Genomic DNA, 24,464 nt, shown 5'->3' with positions numbered 1-24,464 from the left:
GAGGTGATTATATGGAACAGATTCAGTCAGGTATCGAAAATCAAGCTTATCCTTTTGAAGATTTAGAAGCGATTTTAAACCGTTTTGCCTTTAGTGTCGGAGGTAGTTGGGAGTACGATCATGCTTACTTTGATCATAAACTAGAACAAACCGATGAGGAATACGCTTTTGTACGCATTCCCGTCACTACAGAAATAGGAACGATAGGCGAAAAAGACGCACATGTACGTATTGGCTCGCCATTTGTTTTAGTTCATCGATTTGAAGCAGGAACTGATCAACAAGGCATATCAGGTAATATCCAAGGAAGTTTTAATCAATTTCAATCACCAGAAGAACCAGATGCTGATATTGATGAATCCTATATAGATCAAGCAGAAATTGTTATACAAGAAGTAGAGAAAGTATTACTCCAGTAATGTTTTCGTCATAATGACTTGATCATCTTCTTGAAGACGTTCATTTGGATCGGGGTTAATTTTAATTTCATCATTACGGATAAACCCTAAAAGTAATTGTCCATCTTGTTTAGTGATTTCAGATAGTTCAAGAATAGATTGATTAATCCATTCATCATAAACAGAATCGATAATGAATTGTTGTTGTGACAGCAATGCCATCACGTAATCAAACGCTTTGACATATTCATTTCCAGTTAATTCATGATAGAACAAAGTACTTGTTGTTTCATTTGAACAAATCACTTCTGTCGCGCCTGCTCGTTCAGCATTCCGCTTTTGTTTTTCGGTTAATATCTCACCTAAAATCGGAATGTCGTGTTGTAAGCCACGAACAGTAAGGATAACAAGGATTGTGTGGACGTCAGCCTCTTTTTCAATTTTAGTTTGATCAGCGGTCACAATGACTTTATCTGCTTTTGAAAGATTAGCTTTTTCCCAAGTATCATCAATGGTCGGGTCAGAGTGAATAAAATGAACATTGGTATGATTCACAGGATCTTCTTCTAAAGTTTCATCGAGTAAAACAAGATCAGTTTGTTTCCCGTACTGTGTTTCAATTAATTCAATCAGTCGACGCGTCCGCTCGTTCCACCCAACAATAATCATATGTTCTGCGCCATGAAATGCCACTTCCCCCTTCTTATAATCATCTTCTCGTTTAATGGCACCACTTGAAAGCGTCACCATATAGAACGTTAATAACCCACCTCCAGCTAAGATCAGTAAAATCGTGAGCAGTTGACCTAAAACTGTTTCGGGTACGAAATCTCCATAACCAACAGTGGCCCCTGTAATAAAGGCAAACCATACGCCATCAAACCATGTCGTAAACTCGTCTGGCTCTGCCCAATACATAATCGTTCCAAATAAAAGCATGATACTTAAGACCGTTAATAATAGACGTAAAAAGATCGGGATATGAAAATAAAAACGGACAAAACGGTATAACATGTTGTCACTTCCTTTCACACGTCATATCCATTTTATCCGTTTATGCTTCGTTTTATAATTCATCATGAGAATGTTTAATGGTATACCTAGCTGTCGGCATAGCTTGTAGTCTTTCTAAAGGGATAGGTTTACCTGTTTTTTCACAGATTCCGTAAGTTCCATCATCCATCTTATTTAATGCGTGATCAATTTCTTCGAGCTGTTCTTTAGCATGCCGAAACATGGTCAGATCCTTTTGCCGTTCATATAATTCTGTACCACTGTCTCCAGGATGTTGATCGTCTAATGAATTTAATTCACCGACAGATTCATCGATTAAAGCAGGAAGATCTTCTGCTTCTTTTACCCGTTGTTCAAGCCGATTTTTTTCTTCCATAAGCTGAACCCGAAGTTCATCCCACATTGGATTATACATAGACGCACCTCACTTGTTAGACCGTTCGACAACTCCAATCGTACAACGCGACGTGCAGATAAGTTGATCATCCTCATCTTTCATTTGAATGTCCCAAACCATCGTCATCCGACCCATGTGAATAGGTGTAGCGACGGCTGTTAACATGCCATCACGTTTACTCTTAATGTGATTGGCATTAATTTCAAGGCCGAAGACATTGTAGCGTTCTGGGTCAACATTTAAGAAAGCTCCATAACTGGCAGCCGACTCTGCGAGGGCAACTGAAGCTCCCCCGTGTAAATAGCCCATTGGTTGATGAACGGTTTCATTAATAGGCATCGTTAAAACGACGCGTTGTGGTTCTGCTTCTTGGATGTCGATTTGTAACGTTTCGAATAATGTATGACGAAGATCCATCGTCATCCTCCTTTATTACGGTATCCGTTTTCAGATTGAACATACATGTTTATATTAGCCAATTGGTGAGATGTTCTAGAACAAAACTAAGACCGAATAGAATACCAAATATCGTGTTGGTTTGAGCTGTAAACTTCATCGCTGGCATCATTTCAAGTGGTGTGTTGTTTTGTTTAAACGTTTGGTAGGCTTTATATGCTTTGATTCCGCTTAACCAAGTTAATAATCCCCAAACAGGCATCATTCCTAAAGCAATAAAAACAATAGGTAAAATAAGAGCTGTAAGGAAGAATAATGCTAAAATACGAATCGCTTTATGACGTCCAACTAAAATAGCGATTGTTTTCCGCCCATTTTCTTGATCGCCTTCTAAATCACGAATATTATTTGATAACATAATCGCTCCAATAAGAATGGCTGCAGGAATGGATAACCAGACAATTTCTGGGGTGACATGGCCTGTTTGAATAAAGAAACTGATACCGATAATCACAGTGCCCATAAAGAATCCTGAGAATAATTCGCCAAATGGCGTGTAGGCAATCGGATATGGACCACCTGTATATAAATAGCCAAATAACATGGAAACAATTCCAATGACAGCGATCCAAAATGTTGTTTCCATACAAATATAAAAACCTAAAAGAATAGCTATTCCGTAAAATATAAAGGCCAAATTCCTAACCTGTGATGGTGGAATACCATCTCTGACGATCGTGCCACCGATTCCGACTGATTCTTCTGTATCTAAGCCTTTAACGAAATCATAATATTCATTAAACATATTCGTTGCAGCTTGGATTAACATTGAGGCAATTAACATGGCTAAAAACAACCCGATGTGTATGGATGTATCCATACTAGCTGCTGCTGTACCAATCCAAACAGGTACAAATGAAGCCGTTAACGTGTGAGGTCGTAGCATACGCCATAATATTTGAAAGCCTGATCTTTCCCCAAGTGCTTCTTGAACAGATTGTTGTTGTGTCATGGTTTCTCCCTCTCTTTTTTACAACATACTAAAATAAGTTTAGATAAACGATATGCCTGTGTCAATTAGCTTGTACAGTGTAATTCTTGTCGTTTTCAAAAAAAAGTCATAAAATAGTCTGTAGGCATGTGTTCGACATGCTGGTTGTAATACTATTGGAGGCAACGTTTATGATTAAAACAGATCGTGTTTCATTAGAAGCACAATTGAAACAGATAGAACAAATTGAACAGACACAATATATTTCAATTGTACAGAAGGTTAATCCTATTGATCCAATCAATCTGTTTGCCTATTTTGATCATTTAAAAGGCGAACGTTTCTATTGGTCAAATGCTACAGGTGACCTAACATTTGTGGGCTTAGGGACTTTCAAAGAATTATATGTCGATTCATCGGATGACCGATTTACGGCAATAGAAGATCAGTTGAATCATTTAAAAGAGGACATCAACGTCTTACATGATTTTGATATAGAAGGGGTAGGACCTGTTTTCTTCGGAGGTTTTTCATTTTTTGACACGCCACATCGAGATGAATGGGGAACTTTTCCCGAGAACCATTTTGTCTTAGCTAAACAAATGCTGACCGTTAAACAAGATGAGTATTTCCTAACGTACCATTTAGAAGTGTCGCCTGATGATTCAATTGAAGCATTATTGAATCAAATTGAACATGAGACTCAGGCGATTTATGGGGCGGAGTCGTTTGTTCAAGAGACTAGAAATCTGGACGAGGTTCAGGATCAACTGAGTTTTGATCAGTGGTCGTCAATGATCGCTCATGCGATTAAAGAAATCAGCACAACCAATCTTGAGAAGGTTGTATTAGCACGAGAAGTTGAAGCGGTATTTGATCGCACGATTCCAACAGAAGGTTTAATATCTGCGCTAACTAATCAGCAACAGCATAGTTATGTGTTTGTTATGGAACAAGGAGAAGAGGCGTTTATCGGTGCTAGCCCTGAACGATTGGTCTCGGTAACAAACCATATGATGTATTCGGCTTGTTTAGCCGGAACGACGAGTCGTGGTGAGACGATGGATGTGGATGATTTATTAGCATGGCAATTATTAAATGATGAAAAGAACTTAGAAGAACATCGCTATGTAGTCGATATGATTCGCGAAGCTGTACAGCCAATATGTACTCATTTAGATATTCCGAATGAACCGCAAATATATCCTTTAACAAATGTTCAACATTTATATACACCTGTCCAAGGTCAATTAAAACCAGGAGTTACACTGTTTGATACGTTAAAACAATTGCATCCTACTCCAGCTTTAGGAGGAGAACCACGTCAGGACGCGATGAACTTTATTAAGACGCATGAACCCATTGAGCGTGGTTGGTATGCCGCTCCAATTGGCTGGTTCGATCAATCATTAAATGGTGAATTTGCCGTGGCCATTCGATCTGGATTGATTTCTGACAACCGGATTAAATTGTTTGCTGGATGTGGCATTGTTGCTGATTCTGATGCTAAAGCAGAATATGATGAGACAAACTTAAAGTTAACACCAATGTTGGATGCTTTGGGAGGTAAACGTGATGACGACCATGGGGAATAATACGTATTATGTCTCGTATTTCATTGATGAGTTATATCAAAAAGGACTAGAGCATGTTGTGATTACACCTGGTTCACGGTCTACGCCGTTATCAATGGTTATCGCGCATCACCCGTCCATTCAAGATTGGATTCATTTTGATGAACGATCAGCAGCCTTTTTTGCTTTAGGGATTGCCAAAGCAACTCAAAAACCTGTCGCGTTGGTATGTACTTCAGGGACGGCGGCTGCTAACTATTATCCAGCTATTGTTGAAGCCTATTATAGTCGCGTGCCATTAATTGTGTTAACAGCTGATCGACCGCAAGAATTAAGAGATAATGGTGCACCACAAGCGATTGATCAGGTCAAAATGTATGGGGACTATGTTAAACATTTTCATGATATGGCAGTCGCTGAAGCAACTCCGTCATTACTGGATTATAGTCGTAGACAAGCTAGTCGCGCTTTTGCGTTAGCCAATTCAAATCGTAAAGGGCCCGTCCAGTTTAATTTTCCGTTTCGAGATCCATTAACACCTGATTTAAGTTTAGATCATTTATGGGGTTCAGTTCAGACACCTTATGTTTCTGCAGTGGGTAGTCATGAAAAGCTATCCGTTGAAGAAGCTGGGTTAATCGCGTCTGAATTAACAGGCAAACATAAAGGATTAATCATGTGCGGGGAATTAACAAGTGATGACGAAGCGAAGGCGGTGTTAGAACTAGCTCGGCAATGGCAAGTTCCTGTATTGGCTGATCCATTAAGTCGATTGAGGCAAATGGGAGATACAGACGAATTAATCATTTCAACTTATGATGCATTACTAAAACAAGAAACTTTTCAGCAATCAATTGAACCAGACTTTGTCATTCGATTCGGTCCCATGCCAGTCTCGAAAGCCTATTTCCAGTGGATGGCGAAAGTGACTCCATCAACTCATATGGTGGTTGATCAACAGGCAGGCTACCGTGAACATTCTAATATTCGGACAACCATGATCTATAGTGATATCAAAGCATTCGTACAACAAGCTCGTCAGTTCAAGATAGAACAAGATCCTAAGTGGACTAAGCAGTGGATCGAATTAGATCAACGCGTTCAACAAACGTTAACGGAAATGGCAAATGAATCATTAACGGAAGGTTCTGTTGCTCATGTGTTAGCTGAATCTGTTGCTGATGGCGAAACAATTTTTGTTGGTAGTAGTATGCCGATTCGCGATATAGATACGTTTTTCTTACCTTTGAATAAACAAGTGAGAGTATTAGCTAATCGTGGTGCAAATGGTATTGATGGTGTCATCTCGTCAGCTATGGGTGTAGCGGCTTCAGGTGAACATGTAACCCTACTTATTGGCGACCTTTCCCTATTACATGATTTCACGTCATTATTAATGGCTAAAAAACAGCAATTAGCACTCCGTATTGTTGTGATTAATAATAACGGAGGCGGTATTTTTAACTTTCTACCGCAGTACCAACACGGTCAACATTTTGAAAAGATATTTGGGACGCCATTTGATGCACCGATTGGCGATATGGTGTCATCCATAGACATTCCCTATCAGTGTGTAGAAAGTAATGATGAATTTACTGAAAAGGTCAATAAACCAGTTGACCAATTAGAAGTAATCGAAGTTCAGACAGAGCGAGAGGACAATTTCTTCTGGCATCAACGAATTAAATCTAATATCGAAAGTCTACTAGATACTTAAAGGATGGATGAAATGTATATAACAGTAGGTGATCATCACTACCACGTGAATGTGATAGGCGAAGGAAAACCGCTCGTTTTATTACATGGGTTTACTGGAACTATGGACACTTGGAATGAAATAATTTCTTACCTGCAGGTCAATAGACAACTGGTGCTCATTGATTTGCCAGGTCATGGACAGACAGACGCTAAGCATGTATCAAACATGTCAGATGTTTGCCATGATTTGAAATCTATCATTCATCAACTTGGGCATAACCATGTCGATTTAATCGGGTATTCCATGGGTGGTCGTACAGCGTTAATGTTTGTTCATTACTTTCCTGAGATGGTCAATCAACTCATATTAGTTGGCGCTTCGCCTGGATTATCAGGTGATAAACGCCTAGAACGAGAAGCACAAGATCAGAAATTAGCAAATATGATCGAGCGTGAGGGAATTGAAGCTTTTGTTGATTACTGGGAAAAAGTCCCTTTGTTTGCTACGCAAAAACGTCTGTCCTTAACAAAGCAAGAGCACATTAGGCAAGAGCGATTAGCACAAGCGCCTGAAGGTCTGGCATTGTCTTTACGTACGATGGGGACAGGAAAACAAGCAAGCCTTTGGGAAAGCCTAGGACAACTGGCAACTGAGACATTATTAGTCGTTGGTGAGGAGGATGAAAAGTTTGTTTTAATCAATGAACAAATGCATGAATACCTACCAAATGCTCAATTTCGAAAAATTTCTAAAACAGGTCATGCTGTATATCTGGAAAGTCCCAAAATTTTTGGTAAAATAGTAAGTGAGTTTTTAACTAAATCTGATTCAATCTAAGGAGGTTACATAATGGCAGTTGCATGGACTAAAGAACGCGATTACGAAGAAATTAAGTATGAAACGTATAATGGAATTGCGAAGATTACGATCAACCGTCCAGAAAAACGCAATGCTTTTACCCCGTTAACAGTACAAGAATTAATCGATGCGTTTGCTCGCGCACGCGATAATTCAAATATTGGGGTTATTGTATTAGCTGGTGAAGGTGAAAAAGCATTTTGTGCAGGTGGTGACCAATCTGTACGAGGCCATGGTGGCTATGTAGGGACAGATGAAATTCCACGTTTAAATGTACTAGACTTACAACGTTTAATTCGTACTATTCCGAAACCAGTTGTAGCCATGGTATCGGGTTATGCGATTGGTGGCGGACATGTGTTACACGTTGTCTGTGATTTAACGATTGCTGCTGATAATGCTGTATTTGGACAAACAGGTCCGAAAGTTGGTAGCTTCGATGCTGGATATGGTGCAGGTTTACTGGCTCGCATCGTTGGCCATAAGAAAGCCCGTGAAATTTGGTATTTATGCCGTCAATACGGTGCTGAAGAAGCGCGTGAGATGGGACTTGTTAACACAGTCGCACCTGTAGATAAGCTTGAAGAAGAAACGATTCAGTGGTGTAACGAAATGCTAGAAAAATCACCAACAGCCCTTCGTTTCTTAAAAGCTTCATTTAATGCAGACACAGATGGTTTAGCTGGCCTGCAACAAATGGGTGGCGACGCAACACTACTATATTACACAACAGAAGAAGCAAAAGAAGGTCGCGACGCATTCAAAGAGAAGCGTAAACCTGACTTCGATCAGTTCCCACGTTTCCCTTAAGTCGCTAAATGAAGTCAAACAAGTTGGTTGGTATCAAATGAATAATCGTTTGATACCAACCTTCTTTCTTTAGTTTATACATAATTAAGAAAGGAACATGCTCTATGACGACGATGATCAACTGGTTGGAGAAACGCGCTGATTTATCACCACATACGGACGCGGTGAAGTTACCAGATGGCACAACCTATTCCTTTTCACAACTTTATCACCATGCCAAATCAATGGCATCACAATTAAAACAAGAAAGTATTAAGTCAGGCGACCATGTCGCAGTAATTTCACCCAATCATTATCGATTCCTTGTTACCATTCATGCTTTGAATCTTATCGGCGCTGTCAGCTTTCTCATGAATATTCGCCTGTCATCAGCAGAAATTGCCTTTCAGCTACAAGATGGCGACGTATCAGCTGTCATTTTAGATCAACGCTATGAAAACTTAGTTGAGGGTGACTTGAACATAATTGACATCCATAGCGGGAATCTTGATCAGCCACTGAAGCAAAAAAGTCATAGCATAGACTTAGATGACCTATCCCATGTAATTTACACGTCTGGGACAACGGGACAACCAAAGGGTGTGGAACTAACGTATGGGAATCATTGGTGGAACGCGAATGGCTCAGCGCTTAACTTAGGCCTGTATGCCCATGATCGCTGGTTATTAAGCTTACCGATGTTTCACGTGGGTGGTTTATCTATCGTTTATCGCAGTGTCATTTATGGGATTCCGCTTCATTTACACGAATCATTTGATGTTGAAGCGATCCATAACGATATCATGAATCAGGGTGTAACGATTATGTCTGTCGTATCGGTCATGTTAGATCAATTGCTGGAACGATTAGGAGACGATTATTACCCTGAACAATTCCGTTGTATGCTGTTAGGTGGTGGCCCTGCGCCTAAACCGCTATTAACTCGAGCTAAGGATAAGCGTGTTCCTGTCTATCAAACTTACGGCATGACAGAAACAGCCTCACAATTTTGCACCCTTGACGATCAGAATGCCTTCGACAAACTAGGTTCTGCTGGCAAACCGTTATTTCCTAATCAACTGGACATTGTTCAAGATGATGAGTCATTACCTGCTCAACAAGTGGGCGAAATTGTCGTTCACGGACCTAGTGTCACAAAAGGTTATTATAAACGACCTGATGAAACCGCAGCTAAACTGCATAATGGGTGGCTTAAAACAGGTGATTTAGGTTATTTTGATGAAGACGGTTTTCTTTATGTCGTGGACAGACGCAAGGATTTAATTATCTCAGGTGGAGAAAATGTTTATCCAGCTGAAATTGAAAGTGTGTTAAAAGGTTATCCGCATATCGCCGATGCTGGTGTGGTTGGTCAGAAGAGTGAGCGCTGGGGAGAAGTCCCTGTGGCTTTTATTGTTGAACGTGAACCAATTGATGAACAGGAATTAACGACTTATTGTCAAAACCATTTAGCAAATTATAAAGTCCCTAAAGCTTGGTACAAAACAGATGAATTACCCAGAAACGCAGCTAAGAAATTATTACGCCATCAATTACAAGCACGTTTAGAGGAGTGATCCTATGAATATAAAAGAGGTTACCGTTAGGCAGGTTGCGATGAAGTTGAAGCAACCCTTTCAGACGGCTAACGGCCTAGTTGTCACCCGTGATACGTTAATCATTGAAGTATATGATCACGACGGTCATGTAGGTTATGGGGAATGTGTTGCTTTTGCTGATCCATTTTATACACCAGAAACGACGACAACAGCATGGGATATGTTAAAGCATTTTATCCTACCTGTTATTCAAAAAGCGCAAATAGATCACCCAAATCAAGTTCATCGTACGTTAAGTGGTATTCAGGGTCATCAAATGGCCAAAGCTGGTATTGAAACAGCTATGTGGGATTTATATGCTAAACAACTCAACAAACCACTTAAAGATATAATTGGCGGTACTTACAACCATGTAGAAAGTGGCGTGGTCCTGTCCTTAACCGATGATTTAGCATCACAAGTGAAAACTTACATGAAAAAAGGCTATAAAAGGTATAAGTTAAAAGTCCAAAAAGGGCAGGAACGTGAGACCATTGAACAAGCGAAAGAATTACTAGGTGATCTGCCTATTATGTTTGATGGTAACGGTATTTATGAACCAGAAGATATGCTTCATTTAACGAAACTTGATGATCTTAATTTACATATGATCGAACAACCATTTCGACAAGATGACTTTTATTATCACCACCAATTGAAAAAGGAAATGAAAACACGAATTTGTCTAGATGAATCCATTACTTCAGAACATGACGCTTTTCAGGCAATTGAGTTAGATGCTGCGGACACGATTAATGTGAAATTAGGACGAGTTGGTGGGTATGAAGTCGCTAAGATGATTCATGAGTACGCTAAAGTTGCGAATATGCCGCTGTGGTGTGGGGGTATGTTAGAAACGGGAATTGGTAGAGCTCATAATGTCATTTTGGCCTCACTGGAACAATTCAAATTACCTGGTGATTTATCAGAATCAGAGCGATACTGGGAACACGATATTATTAAGCAACCGTTTAAAGTGACAGATGGACTAGTTGAATTGCCAACTAAACCAGGCATTGGTGTCCAAGTCGATCAAAAACGGTTGGAGAAATTAACGGTCAGACAGTTCGATTTCGATATGAAAACGACTCAACAATTATAGTTTGAATGTATAATTTTTAACCACCGACTAACATTAAGATATGAGGTGGTTTGATGGATCGTCGAAAATTTTATGTCAGTATTGAATCTGGTGAAATTTCAGAAGCGAAGGCAGGTAATAATGATGATTTTGTCATTTATGGAAACCCAGATGAGATCATCTCGTTGCGTGAGTGTTTTGATGAACTGAAAGGTGCGGAAGATGCTACTGCGTTCCGAGCGACGTTACCTTTTAAAGAATATCATCGTGATGAAGAGAATGATGCTTATGATTATTACATGATGAAAGGTTATAAAATGCTTTATAACCTAGGTGACCATGAAACGAAACAGCATATCGAATCGATGTCTTTTTTTGATCAATTTGATCGAATTGAAGATGATTAATTTTAAAGTGAAACGAAAATAGGAAATGAACCGTCTAATGAAGTAAGTTCGCATATAACATGTGGACTTGCTTATTTTATTTGACCTAGGCCTAGGTTGGTGGATGATTATGGATATTATCAGAGCTAAATGGCGTGATTGATAATCTTTTGTGACTTTTATGTTTCATACGGTCATTAAAAAGGAAAACAGAGCATAAAGATAATATGAGCGTAAGCAGCAAAAAGAAAGGTGATGACAAAATGAAACGTTCATTCGTTGGACTAGCAGTTGTAAGCATAGCATTACTCGTACTTATTCCTTTTTCATATTCACAACTTAATGCAGCACCAAGTCAATACCAAAGTTCAGAACAATCAAATATAAATTTTGAGGAACGTGAACGTGGCGAAGTTAAATTAGCAAACAAAGAAAATCCACAATTGAGTAAAGGTGAAGTTGTTCAAGCAACGAGCAGTTTCATGGATCAATTGATTCAAGATACTAGTAGTCAATATGAAGTGAAAAACTATGACTCAATGAAAGCATATAAAGAAAGCTTCAGTGATTTAGCAGAACCGGAAGTAGTTGACAAATTCGTGGATCGTTATTACGAAGAACGCGATGGTAACCTTTATATCATCCCAACGGAAACACCAGCATGGTTTCAAATTGCCGAAGATTATGAACAAGAAACAACAGAAGATGGAAACATTCTTATTACACAAACAAATCAAACTGAGCTTGATGGAGAATATACAATTAAGTTTGAACTTCAATTGAAGGATAGCGGTCAACCGTATATAATGGATATACAGTACGAATAAGAAAAGAGATAAAGGACCGTGTTCCAGTGGAAGTTTTTAAGGATTATTATAATAATACCGTAAAATTCGTTAAGGGTCAGATGCCGTTTTCGAATAGTGCAAAGCATGTATGGGTCATTGCTCGTTATCAAAATAAATGGTTATTAACACAACACCGTGACCGTGGAATAGAGTTTCCTGGTGGCAAAGTGGAACCAGGTGAAACAGCTGAAGACGCAGCTAAACGTGAAGTTTACGAAGAAACGGGTGGCGTTATTTCAACATTAACGTTTATCGGACAATATTATGTTGATGGTAAAGGTGGAGATATTGTAAAAAATGTATACTTCGCTGATGTCCATTCATTAGATGAGCGAAAGCATTATTTTGAAACGGAAGGCCCTGTATTATTAGACGAATTACCGAAGAATGTAAAGAAGAATAAACAGTATAGTTTTATGATGAAAGATCAGGTATTGAAAATTTCTTTAGAAGAAGTCAATAAACGCTTTTTATCATAAGCAAGGTGGAATTGTTCGCGTTAAACAATTCCACCTTTTTTATGTGATTTATTCGTGATGGTGAGTTTATTGAAATCGATGGAAAAATCGTGTCACTCAATGGAAAAGGCATTTAGCATGTACCATCTTCATATCAGGACATAAAAATCCGAACGAACTCTTGAAAGAATTCGTTCGGATCAAGTTGAATCATTTATGAGTGTTTAAATGTAGGGCCTGCTTCTGCGATGTCTTTCGTCACATAATTGAATTGTTTGAAGTTATCGTGGAAGTTAACCGCTAATTCCTGAGCTTTCGCTTCGTATGCTTCGTCATTGTTCCATGTTTTCTTAGGGTTAAGAACATCACTAGGAACGCCAGGACAAGTAGTTGGCATGTATAAACCGAAAATGTCATCTTGGATGTAATCGACATTATTTAACTCGCCTTCGAGTGCTGCATGCACCATAGCTCGTGTATGGCTTAATTTCATGCGCTCACCGTCGCCATAAGCTCCACCAGTCCAGCCTGTGTTAACTAGGAAAACTTGCACATCATGTTGGTCAATCTTCTCGCCTAACATTTTAGCATAATTTGCAGCAGGTAGTGGCAAGAAAGGTGATCCAAAGCAAGCTGAGAATGTTGCCTGTGGTTCAGTAATACCGCGTTCAGTACCAGCTAACTTACTCGTATAACCACTTAAAAAGTGATACATAGCTTGTTCTTTTGTTAATTTACTGATTGGAGGTAACACACCGAATGCATCTGCCGTTAAGAAAATAATAGTGTTAGGGTGACCTGCAATACTTGGTTCAACAATATTGTCGATATGGTCAATGGCATATGCCGCGCGAGTATTTTCCGTTAAATTCGTATCATCATAATCTGGTAAACGAGTTTTCGCATCAATCATGACATTTTCTAATACGGCTCCAAATCGAATCGCATTATAAATTTGCGGTTCTTTGTCAGCTGATAAGTTAACCGTCTTGGCGTAACAACCACCTTCAATATTGAAAACGCCGCTTTGTGACCAACCGTGTTCATCATCACCGATTAAACGACGGTTCTCATCAGCAGATAAGGTTGTTTTTCCTGTCCCTGATAGGCCGAAAAATAAAGCAACATCGCCTTCTTCACCAACATTGGCGGAGCAATGCATCGGTAAAACATTTTGTTTCTCGGGTAACATATAGTTCATCACGGAGAAAATCGATTTCTTAATTTCACCAGCATATTCTGTTCCACCAATTAAAACAATTCGATGCTTGAAGGAAACAATAATAAAAGTTTCTGAATTTGTTCCATCCGTTTCTGGGTCCGCTTTAAAGTGTGGAGCAGAAATAACCGAGAATTTGGTTTCATGCTCTGATAATTCCTCAGCACTTGGACGAATGAACATCTGATTAGCAAACAAATTATGCCAAGCAAATTCTGTGATCACTTCAATGGGAAGGCGATGTTTTTCATCGGCTCCAGCAAATCCTTTAAAGGAAAATAGTTGGTCACGTTCAGCTAAATAATCCGTCACTTTATGCAAAAGATTATTAAATACGCTTTCGTCTATAGGTTGATTAACCTCGCCCCAATCGATGCGATCTTTCGTCTCTTCATCTTCAACGATGAATTTATCCTTGGGTGAGCGACCAGTATAATGGCCAGTTGTTGCTCTGATGGCACCAGTTGAGGTTAAAATTCCTTCATCACGTGCTAAAATATTTTCAACTAGTTCCGCAATGGATAAATTTTTATCCGTCTGATTAGCGTTTGATAATTGTGATACCAGTGTATCAGCTTCAATAGTTTTCATTACCAGATCACCCTTTATATAAAATATGTATTTATGTATATGACATAATTCGTTATTAGTATAACACATTTTATAAATTAAACCACACTATTTATAAAATTTTTACACGGATTTTAGTGAAATCTTGCCATTACTAAATGAAGGTGTCAAAAGTTGACACGAAATAAGCCTCACGTTATGATATAGCAGTAAACGGTATTTCTCTTATCCAGAGTAAGTGGAGGGAACAGGCCCGATGAAGCTCGGCAACCATCACATTTGTGACAGGTGCTCATCCTGATGCAAGGGGACCCTTGGACGATAAGAGCGAAAGGCTATACATACCTTTCCCTTGTCTAAATTGGGAAAGGTTTTTTTATTGGTATAAGGTTTGTTTGTATTGAAACTATGAATTAACTTTATTCTAACAGAGCCGATTATCGAAAATAAAGCAAAACTATAAAGGAACCATGAAGTGAACCCATGCTTTGTACAAAGGGTATGAAATCCGTTCCATTAAACAAATGAGGAGGATCTCTAGTTATGACGAAACAACGTCGTCTCTTTACATCTGAATCTGTGACAGAAGGCCATCCTGACAAAATGTCTGACCAAATTTCCGATGCGATTTTAGATGAAATCGTTTCTCGTGATCCCAATGCACGCGTCGCCTGTGAAACGACGATCACAACAGGACTAGTCTTAGTATCAGGTGAAATCTCAACATCAACCTATGTCGATATTCCGACGATTGTGCGTGATACAGTAAAAGATATTGGTTATACGCGTGCTAAATATGGCTTTGATTATGAAACATGTGCTGTATTAACATCGATTGATGAACAGTCGGCTGATATTGCCCAAGGGGTTGATGAGGCTTATGAAAAACGGGAAGGTCAAATGTCAGATGAAGAAATTGAGTCTATAGGTGCTGGTGACCAAGGTTTAATGTTTGGTTACGCTAGCAACGAGACGAAAGAATTAATGCCACTGCCCATTTCATTAGCTCATAAACTATCCAAACGAATGGCAGATGTCAGAAAAACTGAATTAATCCCATATTTACGACCAGATGGTAAGACACAAGTAACTGTGGAATATGATGAAAATGGAGAAGCAGAACGTGTCGATACGATTGTCATTTCAACACAACACCATCCTGAAATTGACCTCGAACAAATTAAAGCCGATTTAAATGAACATGTGATTAAGCCTGTTGTATCAGAGAACTTAATTGATGATAAGACGAAATTCTTCATTAACCCAACAGGTCGATTTGTCATCGGAGGTCCTCAAGGTGATGCTGGACTGACAGGACGTAAAATCATTGTCGATACCTATGGGGGTTATGCTCGTCATGGTGGCGGTGCCTTTAGTGGTAAAGACGCGACTAAAGTGGACCGATCAGCGGCTTATGCGGCACGTTATGTGGCGAAAAATATTGTCGCAGCTGGACTTGCTGATCAATGTGAAGTTCAATTAGCTTATGCGATTGGTGTGGCTCAACCAGTGTCAATTGCTGTTGATACGTTTGGAACAGGTCAAGTTTCAGAAGAGAAATTAGTCGAAGCCGTGCGCGATACGTTTGATTTACGCCCGGCAGGTATAATAAAAATGTTAGATCTCCGTCGTCCGATTTATAAGCGAACGGCAGCTTACGGTCATTTTGGCCGCTTAGATGAAGATTTCACTTGGGAGAGAACCGATCGAGTCGAAACATTAAAATCAAAAATCCATCAATAGGTTATTGGTTTAAGCTATCAAACTTAAGTTTGGTAGCTTTTTTAAGTCTTTTGCCAATTTGTGTGTCTGCAATGAAACCTAAATGCACAGAAATCCGTCAGTTATAACAGGAACAATTTAGTAAGTTTTAACAAGGGTGGTAAGACTGCGGTTGTATAATTGTTCTAATTATTGACGGAAGAGAGGATTGCAGCATGTGTGGCTTCATTGGATTCATTAGAAACGAAGAAACTGAATTAACTGAACAAGCTAAGGATTTTATTAAACAACAGAATGACATAATTACCAACCGTGGACCTGATGATGAAGGTTTTTATTTTGATGAATACATATCATTTGCATTTAGACGGTTAAGTATTATTGATCTTGAGGGCGGTCACCAACCGCTACCTTACGAAAATGATCGTTATTGGATCGTTTATAACGGTGAAATTTATAATTATGTGGAATTAAGAACTGATCTGATTAATGACGGTTATGTGTTTTCCACAAATTCGGATACGGAAGTAATCTTGGCCATGTATGCGAAATACGGTGAAGAAGCATTTAAGTATTTGCGTGGGATGTTCGCTATTTTAATCTGGGATAAAGAAGAAGAGCTCTTAGTAGGAGCAAGAGATGAATTTGGAATTAAACCATTATTCTACAGCCGACAAAAAGAAGGGGTTTATTTTTCATCTGAGAAGAAGAGTATCGGTTTAGCAATGGAGCAGCAGGTCGTCGATGCAGAAAGTTTACAACATTATCTAAGCTTTCAATTTGTACCTGAGCCAAAGACGATGACAGAAGGTATTCATAAAGTGGAGCCAGGTCATTCGTTTAAAATGAAGCCTGGTGACGAACCAGTATTCAAAAGGTACTTTCATGCTCGATTCACACCAGTTCAGACAGAAAAGAAAAAACTAATGAAGCAAATAAGAGATGTCATGTTTGATTCAGTGAATGTTCATATGAGAAGTGACGTACCAGTTGGGTCATTTTTATCAGGGGGCATTGACTCTACCATAATTGTCGCAATGGCAAAGGAATTAAATCCTAATATCAAAACTTTTTCAGTTGGGTTTGAGCGAGAAGGGTACTCTGAAATTGATGTGGCACAGGAATCTGCTGAGGAGCTTGGCGTTGAGAATATTTCTTATGTCATTTCTGCAGAAGAGTACGTCCGAAAGCTACCCAAGATTATGTGGCATAATGATGATCCTTTAGCTGATCCTGCTTGTGTTCCCCTTTATTTTGTTAGCCGAGAAGCATCAAAGCATGTGAAGGTTGCTCTTTCAGGGGAAGGAGCAGATGAGTTATTTGGTGGTTATAATATCTACCGTGAGCCAGAATCTTTAAAGGTTTTTGATTCCATTCCAGGACCAGCAAAAGAGCTGCTACAACGTGTGGCTAAGGTTATGCCTGAAGGAGTGAGAGGAAAAAGTTTTCTAGAACGCGGGACGACCCAATTATCAGATCGATATATTGGAAATGCGAAAATGTTTGAAGAACAAGAAAAAAAGAATTTGTTAAAACATTATGATGATCAATCAACTTATCAAAACTTCACGAATCCCTTATATCGTGAAGTAGAGAATGCTCACCCAGTGAATCAGATGCAGTATGTTGATATACACACATGGTTACGTGGTGACATCCTTTTGAAAGCTGACCGTATGACGATGGCGCATTCTCTCGAACTAAGGGTTCCATTTCTAGATCAAGAAGTCTTCCGTGTAGCGAGTTCAATCCCGACTGAATATAAAATTGCTAATGGGACGACTAAGTCAATATTGAGAGAGGCGATGGAAACAGTTGTACCTCCGCATGTGCTGAACAGGAAGAAACTTGGATTCCCTGTACCCATTAAACATTGGTTAAGACTCGAACTTTACGATTGGGCGATGGTACTAATCCGCAATAGCCAGACAAGTCATTTACTAGACAAAACGGTGATCGAAAAAATGTTAACGGCTCATCGAGAAGGTAAGAATGATTATAGTAGAAAGATATGGACTGTACTTATGTTTATGTTATGGCATCAAATTTTTGTGGAAGGTGTCTATGATATAACGGAATTACAGAAAGAAGAATCATAAGAAAGCAAGCTTATTATGAATTAAACATAGTAAGCTTGCTTTTCTATTATTAAGAGGATTTATTCTTGGTTTTGTTTATAAACTTGTCCTTTATCAACATAACTTTTACGGATTCGGTTCATTTCCTGTATATCTTCATCCGTAATATCACGAATGACTTTTGCTGGTCGACCAAATGCTAGAGTGTTGGCTGGAATGGTTTTTCCTGGTGGTACCAAGCTTCCTGCTCCAATGAATGCATTCTCGCCGATTTCAGCTCCATCTAGAATGGTTGTCCCCATCCCGATTAATGCATTTTCGCGTATTTTACAAGAATGTAGTAATACTTGATGGCCAACTGTGACACCATCCTCGATTTCTAAAGGCATATTAGGACTCTGGTGTAACATACTCTGGTCTTGAATATTGACGTTTTCACCGATTATGGTTGGTGAAACATCACCACGGATCACCGTTTTAAACCAAATACTACTGTAGGCCCCAATCGTGACATCCCCTGAAATAACAGCATCATCAGCTATGTAAGCCGTCTGATCAATAGATGGGAATTGTTCATAATATGGTAAAATCATGTTTGTCCTCCTAATCGCAATTTATGGTAAGATAATTATATCAAATATTTCGGAAATTTTGGGAGGTCATCACATGGTCATTCATAAAAGTCGGGAAGGAAAAGCTGTCATTGTGATTGTACATGGAGCGTTCGAGCATTCTGGTCGTTATGAATGGCAGATTAGTCAGTGGAATGAAGCCGGTTATCATGTGATTATAGGTGATTTACCGGGTCATGGTGAATCAAAAGGTAAACGTGGTCATGTCGATTCATTCGACGAATATATTAAGACCGTACAAAAGTGGCTAGATGAAGCGAAGTACTTTGAATTACCCGTTTATTTACTCGGTCATAGCATGGGTGGTTTAATCGTGATTCGTACTTTGGAAGAAACGAAAGAATCTGTGACAGGAGTTATATTATCTTCTCCGGGGCTTGGTTTGCAGACGGTTCCGCATAAACCAGTTTATCACCTTTCAAAGTTGCTTGATAAAATCATGCCATCCATTCGGTTTAAAACGAATGTTAAGCCACAACTCGCAACAAGAAACGAAGCTTTTCATATAAGAGATGAATCCGATCCGCTTTTTTTACATAAAGTTTCTGTACGGTGGTTCCATGAATTCGAACGTGGTATTGATCAAGCCTTTAATCAAATTAGATATTATCCTGATCTACCAACTTTATTCATGCAAGCTGGAGAAGATAAGCTTGTCTCGGTATCAGATGTTGAGAAGTTTTATAATAAACTAGCTGTACAAGATAAAAAATATATTTTTTGGCCAGACTTGTATCATGAGGTCTTTAATGAGCCAGAAAGAGATGAAGTATTTAAAGTTGCCAAGGATTTCACGGATGCCTTATTACCTAGAGATCAGGAGGGTTCGTAACGTCATGAAAACACCGACTTCGTTGTGGCAGGTGCTAAACGTGTCTTATCGAAACCTGTTCCCAGAAGTAAATCGTCAATTAGCCTATTGGCGGAAAAAAGCTGAAAGTATACCAAATGAGGAGTTAAGAACACAGGCGCTTGCTAGTATAGAGGCTAAGACTTTCCATTGTGAAGGTGGTTCGATTTACGCTAGTTTAGCGGGAGGTTCTTGGCGTGATGCAGTTCGTTTTATAGTGGCTTATCAAACAATCAGTGATTATTTAGATAATTTATGCGATCGTAGTTTATCCCTTGATCCTGAAGATTTTCGCCAATTACACGAAGCACAATTGGATGCCATTCGGTTCAACTCAGATTATGATAAGAAAAATTACTATCAATACCGAGAGGATCAAGATGATGATGGTTATCTAAAGGACCTCATTGCAGAATGCCAAACGGTCATTACACAAATAAATCACTACAATGTGATTCAATCTGATATTGAACGATTAGCTTCGCTTTATGTAGATTTACAAGTACATAAACATGTCACGCATGAAGAGCGTGTCTCTCGGTTAACGATGTGGTATGAAAACGAAAACGCTGATCCTGATTTAAGTTGGTATGAATTTTCGGCGGCTACTGGGTCTACGTTAGGCGTTTTTTGTATCGTGTCATATGGTTTAGCAGGTCAAAACCGTGCCCATATGATGAGAGAGGCATTATTTCCATCCATGCAAGGGTTACATATTTTATTAGATTACTTAATTGATCAGCGTGAAGACGAAGTGGAAGGTGACTTAAATTTTGTTTGGTATTATCAGGACGAGCATGAGCGCCATAATCGGTTAAAACAGTTTATTCAAAATGCTAAAAAAGATTTGCATGGTATCCCTGATCAAACGTTTCACCAATTAATAGTTGATGGATTGGTAGGCTTATATCTATCTGACCACAAAATGCTTGAAACTAAAGAGCAAAAGGAAGTGGCAAAATCTTTATTGAGTGAAGCGGGGTGGCGCGCTAAAGTGGTTTATTTTAACGGTCGTACTTACCGTCGATTCAAAAAATTACGAAAAATCAATTCATGAATAACGCTTTTAGACTAATCGCTAAAAGCGTTATTTTTTATAAATTCCAACGACAAAGGGTGCGTTATTACTTCGATTAACCATGTGGTACATAGCAACATCCATTTTGGCAGCAGGCTGCTTTTGCAGGTGTTGGATTAATAAATCTTTTTCAATTCGTCCGGAGTCATGCCCAGGATATATGACGATCACGATCATCCGATGAGGCATCAATAGTTCAAATAAACCATCAATGGCTTGTATCGTTGAGTCTGCTTGTGTCGTGATGGATTCATCACCACCTGGTAAAAAACCTAAGTTGAAGATAACCCCACCGATTGATGAGATACCTTTATCCATTATGTAGTCCTTTGCCTGCTCATGCCCTAATTTAACGGATGTAATATTGTTAATATCGTTTTGATTGATCAGAGACTGTGCATGATCGATAGCTGATTGTTGTATGTCAAAGCTATAAACATGACCGCTAGATCCAACTTCTTGACTTAACGCGACGCTATCATGCCCGTTACCTAGTGTGGCATCGACAACAATATCGCCTGCTTTTACTGAGTCACTGAGCCATTGGTGTGCGAAGGGGATGATTTGTTTCATGATTTCTCTCCTATCTTCATTAGTAAACAATATTCATCATAACATGGTAGAAGGATTGTAAGGAAAATGAATAACAAATGGATGAAAAGTGTAATGGTAATGTTTTAAAATAGAAGCTTGAGAAGAAAGTCCGAACACTCACTTGACAATTAGCATATGCTTGAGTAAACTATGATTGAACTAATATTAATTTTATAAGCAAACGATCATGAAGGAGTAGTAAGTTAATTGACATATATAGAGAGGCAACGGTTGGTGAAAGTTGTTTATGTCGAAACTGAACTCGCCTTTTAGTTTCACACATGAATTAAATGATAGTGTGTGACGTGTTTCCGCGTTAAGGAACTCGAGTGAGTCATCTTAAGGTGACTAATTTGGGTGGTACCACGGGTAATCTCTCGTCCCATTGTATATGGGGCGGGAGTTTTTTATTGTTTACACGATTAGAATCATCCATTTTGGTTAAGAGCTGTCTTTAGGAAAGGTTCAAAGCCGAGATACAAACGATTATAAACAAGGAGGAGCTAGTCAATGGCATTTAATCATCGTCAAATTGAACAAAAATGGCAACGCTTTTGGGAAGAAAACAAAACGTTTAAAACCAACACTGAATCATCGAAGCCTAAATTTTACGCACTCGATATGTTCCCTTATCCATCAGGAGCAGGGCTTCATGTTGGTCACCCAGAAGGCTATACAGCGACAGATATTGTTTCACGAATAAAGCGCATGCAAGGGTATGAAGTGCTACATCCAATGGGTTGGGATGCTTTTGGTTTACCCGCAGAACAATATGCGATTGATACAGGGAATGATCCGTCTGTTTTTACACAACAAAATATTGAGATCTTTAAGCGCCAAATTAAATCACTTGGTTTCTCGTATGATTGGGATCGTGAAATTAATACAACAGATCCAGATTACTACAAATGGACACAGTGGATTTTTGTTAAATTATACGAACAAGGTCTAGCTTATATTGATGAAGTGCCAGTTAACTGGTGCCCAGCGCTAGGAACTGTTCTAGCTAATGAAGAAGTTATTGATGGTGTTAGTGAGCGCGGCGGGCATCCTGTCATTCGTAAGCCAATGCGTCAGTGGATGCTTAAAATTACCGAATACGCTGATCGTTTACTAGAAGACTTAGATGAACTTGATTGGCCAGAAAGCTTAAAAGATATGCAACGCAACTGGATTGGAAAGTCAGAAGGTGCTGAAATTACATTTAGTATCGAAGGTTCTGACCACCAATTTCAGGCGTTTACGACTAGACCCGATACGATTTTCGGAGCAACATATGCTGTATTCTCACCTGAGCATCCATTAGTTGATGATATTACAACAACTGAACAGCGTGGGAAAGTTGATGCTTATATAGAAGAGGTTGGGAAGAAGAGTGAACTAGAGCGTACTGACTTAGCAAAAGAAAAAACAGGTGTATTCACTGGAGCATATGCCATTAATCCAGTAAGTGGTCAGCAAATGCCAATTTGGATCGCAGATTACGTGTTAATGTCTTATGGAACTGGTGCGATTATGGCAGTTCCGGCACATGACGAGCGTGATTATGAATTTGCGACAGCATTTGATTTACCAATTGTAGAGGTTGTTTCAGGAGGGGATATTGATCAAGAGGCTTATGTAGAAGATGGCCCACATGTTAATTCAGACTTCTTGAATGATTTATATACAAACGAAGCAATTGAAAAAGCAATCGAATGGCTAGAAGCAAACGGATATGGTAAACGTCAAACAACGTATCGTCTGCGTGATTGGTTGTTTAGTCGTCAACGTTATTGGGGTGAACCAATTCCGATTATCCATTGGGAAGATGGTTCGATGTCAGCTGTTGATGAAGAAAAACTTCCATTAGAGCTTCCAAAGACAAGTGAAATTAAGCCGTCTGGTACAGGAGAATCACCACTTGCTAATATCCAAGAATGGGTAAATGTTACTGATCCAGAAACAGGTATGAAAGGCCGTATCGAAACCAATACAATGCCACAATGGGCAGGTAGCTGTTGGTACTATCTACGTTATATTGATCCTAGTAACGATGAAATGCTAGCAGACCCAGAGAAACTGAAGAAATGGCTTCCAGTCGATATATATATTGGAGGAGCTGAACACGCCGTTCTTCACCTATTATATGCACGTTTCTGGCACAAGGTATTATATGATCTAGATGTTGTACCAACGAAAGAACCTTTCCAAAAGTTATTTAACCAAGGCATGATTCTTGGTGAAGGTAACGAGAAGATGAGTAAGTCTAAGGGGAATGTCATTAACCCTGATGATATTATTAATTCTCATGGTGCTGATACCCTGCGTTTATATGAAATGTTTATGGGACCATTAGATGCATCAGTTGCCTGGAGCACCAATGGCTTAGAAGGGGCGCGTCGTTTCTTAGACCGTGTTTGGCGATTAATGGCTGACGAAAACGGTAATCTTTCGACCAATGTGAAAGAAGAAGCAAATCAAGAACTCGATAAAGTCTATCATGAAACAGTGAAGAACGTAACGGAGTACTTTGAAGAATTACGCTTCAATACAGCTATATCACAAATGATGGTTTTCATTAATGAATGTTATAAAGCAGAATATGTACCACGTGACTATGCAGAAGGTTTCGTGAAACTGATTACGCCAATTGCCCCGCATTTAGGTGAAGAACTTTGGTCAGTTCTAGGATATGATGGAACTATTACGTATCAGTCTTGGCCAACTTATGATGAAGCCAAACTAGTTGAAGATACAGTCGAAATTGTCCTTCAAGTGATGGGCAAAGTAAGATCAAAAGCAGAAGTTCCTAAAGATGCAACAGAAGATGAACTACAAGAGATTGCCTTAAATGATGAAACGATTAAGGAATGGATCGACGGAAAAACGGTGCGTAAAGTCATTGCAGTTCCTGGCAAACTGGTCAATATCGTGGCTAATTAAATAGAGTTTTAAACCCTTAAGTTGATTAATCGACTTAAGGGTTATTTTGTTCTTGACGAAGCATAATTATCAAGTTATACTCGGTTTTGTCGTTTTTAAAGGACGACTTAACTAAAAATGTTTAAGAGACAGTCTTATTGACATTCTTAGTTAGCTATTATATAATGATTGATACACATTATTAGAGATTATCACAAATTTATATAGACTATATAAATTTTGAGTCTCAACAATTTGTTTCAAATAAGTTATTGACATTAATTGTGATAACTTGTTATATTAATGGATGTCGCTTTGAGAGCAAAATCG

The 24,464-nt window shown here is 39.0% G+C and carries 22 protein-coding genes, 1 riboswitch and 1 other annotated feature; of the genes, 15 read left to right on the top strand and 7 right to left on the bottom strand.

Translation table 11 applies throughout. The features are described 5' to 3' along the window. The first annotated feature begins 11 nt into the window (after positions 1-11). Complete coding sequence (locus tag ACKXGF_RS10720; RefSeq protein ID WP_411953716.1) at positions 12-419, top strand: YugN family protein; 408 nt, start codon at positions 12-14, stop codon at positions 417-419. Here the strand turns inward: ACKXGF_RS10720 and ACKXGF_RS10715 are convergent. The 4 genes from ACKXGF_RS10715 to ACKXGF_RS10700 are packed head-to-tail and all read right to left on the bottom strand — an operon-like array spanning position 408 to position 3,217. Further along, positions 408-1,412, bottom strand: coding sequence for a potassium channel family protein (locus ACKXGF_RS10715; protein ID WP_411953715.1), 1,005 nt, complete (start codon positions 1,410-1,412; stop codon positions 408-410). The two genes, ACKXGF_RS10720 and ACKXGF_RS10715, sit on opposite strands and share 12 nt — an antisense overlap. A gap of 52 nt (positions 1,413-1,464) precedes the next feature. Further along, positions 1,465-1,827, bottom strand: a complete 363-nt coding sequence (locus ACKXGF_RS10710) for a TraR/DksA C4-type zinc finger protein (protein ID WP_411953714.1) — start codon at positions 1,825-1,827, stop codon at positions 1,465-1,467. 9 nt (positions 1,828-1,836) lie between these two features. After that, positions 1,837-2,226: a hotdog fold thioesterase gene (locus ACKXGF_RS10705; protein WP_411953713.1), complete on the bottom strand. Its 390-nt coding sequence runs from the start codon at positions 2,224-2,226 to the stop codon at positions 1,837-1,839. 49 nt (positions 2,227-2,275) lie between these two features. Then, positions 2,276-3,217, bottom strand: coding sequence for a 1,4-dihydroxy-2-naphthoate polyprenyltransferase (locus ACKXGF_RS10700; RefSeq protein ID WP_411953712.1), 942 nt, complete (start codon positions 3,215-3,217; stop codon positions 2,276-2,278). Between the two features lie 170 nt (positions 3,218-3,387). Here ACKXGF_RS10700 and ACKXGF_RS10695 point away from each other — a divergent pair, with 170 nt between their 5' ends. From ACKXGF_RS10695 to ytkD, 9 genes are all read left to right on the top strand, one after another. Then, complete coding sequence (locus ACKXGF_RS10695) at positions 3,388-4,791, top strand: isochorismate synthase MenF (protein WP_411953711.1); 1,404 nt, start codon at positions 3,388-3,390, stop codon at positions 4,789-4,791. Next, positions 4,772-6,487: a 2-succinyl-5-enolpyruvyl-6-hydroxy-3-cyclohexene-1-carboxylic-acid synthase gene (gene menD, locus ACKXGF_RS10690; protein ID WP_411953710.1), complete on the top strand. Its 1,716-nt coding sequence runs from the start codon at positions 4,772-4,774 to the stop codon at positions 6,485-6,487. Before ACKXGF_RS10695 ends, menD begins: the two co-directional genes overlap by 20 nt. Before the next feature lie 12 nt (positions 6,488-6,499). Further along, positions 6,500-7,306, top strand: a complete 807-nt coding sequence (gene menH, locus ACKXGF_RS10685; RefSeq protein ID WP_411953709.1) for a 2-succinyl-6-hydroxy-2,4-cyclohexadiene-1-carboxylate synthase — start codon at positions 6,500-6,502, stop codon at positions 7,304-7,306. 12 nt (positions 7,307-7,318) lie between these two features. Next, positions 7,319-8,137, top strand: a complete 819-nt coding sequence (gene menB / locus ACKXGF_RS10680) for a 1,4-dihydroxy-2-naphthoyl-CoA synthase (protein ID WP_411953708.1) — start codon at positions 7,319-7,321, stop codon at positions 8,135-8,137. A 104-nt stretch (positions 8,138-8,241) separates the two neighbouring features. Then, complete coding sequence (locus tag ACKXGF_RS10675) at positions 8,242-9,693, top strand: o-succinylbenzoate--CoA ligase (RefSeq protein WP_411953707.1); 1,452 nt, start codon at positions 8,242-8,244, stop codon at positions 9,691-9,693. Between the two features lie 4 nt (positions 9,694-9,697). Further along, the gene (menC, locus tag ACKXGF_RS10670; protein WP_411953706.1) at positions 9,698-10,816 is read left to right on the top strand and encodes an o-succinylbenzoate synthase; all 1,119 of its coding nucleotides are present in this window, start codon (positions 9,698-9,700) and stop codon (positions 10,814-10,816) included. Positions 10,817-10,869: 53 nt separating this feature from the next. Further along, the gene (locus ACKXGF_RS10665; protein ID WP_411953705.1) at positions 10,870-11,202 is read left to right on the top strand and encodes a hydrolase; all 333 of its coding nucleotides are present in this window, start codon (positions 10,870-10,872) and stop codon (positions 11,200-11,202) included. Between the two features lie 242 nt (positions 11,203-11,444). Further along, positions 11,445-12,008 (top strand): hypothetical protein, encoded by a 564-nt coding sequence (locus ACKXGF_RS10660; RefSeq protein WP_411953704.1) that lies wholly within the window; start codon positions 11,445-11,447, stop codon positions 12,006-12,008. A 26-nt stretch (positions 12,009-12,034) separates the two neighbouring features. Then, positions 12,035-12,508 (top strand): RNA deprotection pyrophosphohydrolase, encoded by a 474-nt coding sequence (ytkD, locus tag ACKXGF_RS10655; protein ID WP_411953703.1) that lies wholly within the window; start codon positions 12,035-12,037, stop codon positions 12,506-12,508. A 193-nt stretch (positions 12,509-12,701) separates the two neighbouring features. Here ytkD and pckA read toward each other — a convergent pair whose 3' ends face one another. Further along, entirely contained in the window at positions 12,702-14,297 is a 1,596-nt protein-coding gene (gene pckA / locus ACKXGF_RS10650) for a phosphoenolpyruvate carboxykinase (ATP) (RefSeq protein ID WP_411953702.1), read from the bottom strand. 201 nt (positions 14,298-14,498) lie between these two features. After that, positions 14,499-14,604, top strand: a riboswitch (SAM riboswitch). Between the two features lie 215 nt (positions 14,605-14,819). Here pckA and metK point away from each other — a divergent pair. Both metK and asnB read left to right on the top strand, forming a co-directional pair. Next, positions 14,820-16,019 carry a methionine adenosyltransferase gene (gene metK / locus ACKXGF_RS10645; protein ID WP_411953701.1) on the top strand — a complete coding sequence of 400 codons (1,200 nt, stop codon included), beginning with the start codon at positions 14,820-14,822 and terminating at the stop codon, positions 16,017-16,019. A gap of 194 nt (positions 16,020-16,213) precedes the next feature. Continuing rightward, entirely contained in the window at positions 16,214-18,097 is a 1,884-nt protein-coding gene (gene asnB, locus ACKXGF_RS10640; protein ID WP_411953700.1) for an asparagine synthase (glutamine-hydrolyzing), read from the top strand. Positions 18,098-18,156: 59 nt separating this feature from the next. On the opposite strand, the gene ACKXGF_RS10635 is transcribed toward asnB, so the two are convergent. After that, the gene (locus ACKXGF_RS10635; protein WP_411953699.1) at positions 18,157-18,669 is read right to left on the bottom strand and encodes a gamma carbonic anhydrase family protein; all 513 of its coding nucleotides are present in this window, start codon (positions 18,667-18,669) and stop codon (positions 18,157-18,159) included. 73 nt (positions 18,670-18,742) lie between these two features. On the opposite strand from ACKXGF_RS10635, the gene ACKXGF_RS10630 reads away from it, so the two are divergent. Together ACKXGF_RS10630 and ACKXGF_RS10625 are read left to right on the top strand one after the other, a co-directional pair. Next, complete coding sequence (locus ACKXGF_RS10630; protein ID WP_411953698.1) at positions 18,743-19,540, top strand: lysophospholipase; 798 nt, start codon at positions 18,743-18,745, stop codon at positions 19,538-19,540. A gap of 4 nt (positions 19,541-19,544) precedes the next feature. Then, positions 19,545-20,615: a tetraprenyl-beta-curcumene synthase family protein gene (locus ACKXGF_RS10625; protein WP_411953697.1), complete on the top strand. Its 1,071-nt coding sequence runs from the start codon at positions 19,545-19,547 to the stop codon at positions 20,613-20,615. Positions 20,616-20,645: 30 nt separating this feature from the next. Here the strand turns inward: ACKXGF_RS10625 and ACKXGF_RS10620 are convergent, their stop codons facing one another. Continuing rightward, a complete protein-coding gene (locus ACKXGF_RS10620) occupies positions 20,646-21,209 on the bottom strand; it encodes a class I SAM-dependent methyltransferase (RefSeq protein WP_411953696.1) in 564 nt (187 codons plus the stop codon). A 196-nt stretch (positions 21,210-21,405) separates the two neighbouring features. After that, positions 21,406-21,618 (top strand) — a binding site (T-box leader). 122 nt (positions 21,619-21,740) lie between these two features. Between ACKXGF_RS10620 and leuS the strand changes: the two genes are divergently transcribed. Then, positions 21,741-24,155, top strand: coding sequence for a leucine--tRNA ligase (gene leuS, locus ACKXGF_RS10615; RefSeq protein WP_411953695.1), 2,415 nt, complete (start codon positions 21,741-21,743; stop codon positions 24,153-24,155). Positions 24,156-24,464: the final 309 nt, after the last annotated feature.

It is taken from the genome of Alkalibacillus sp. S2W (assembly GCF_046764385.1).
GTDB lineage: Bacteria > Bacillota > Bacilli > Bacillales > Alkalibacillaceae > Alkalibacillus > Alkalibacillus almallahensis.
The sequence above is the reverse complement of the archived record's forward strand: the minus strand, read 5'-3'. Positions and strand labels throughout refer to the sequence as shown.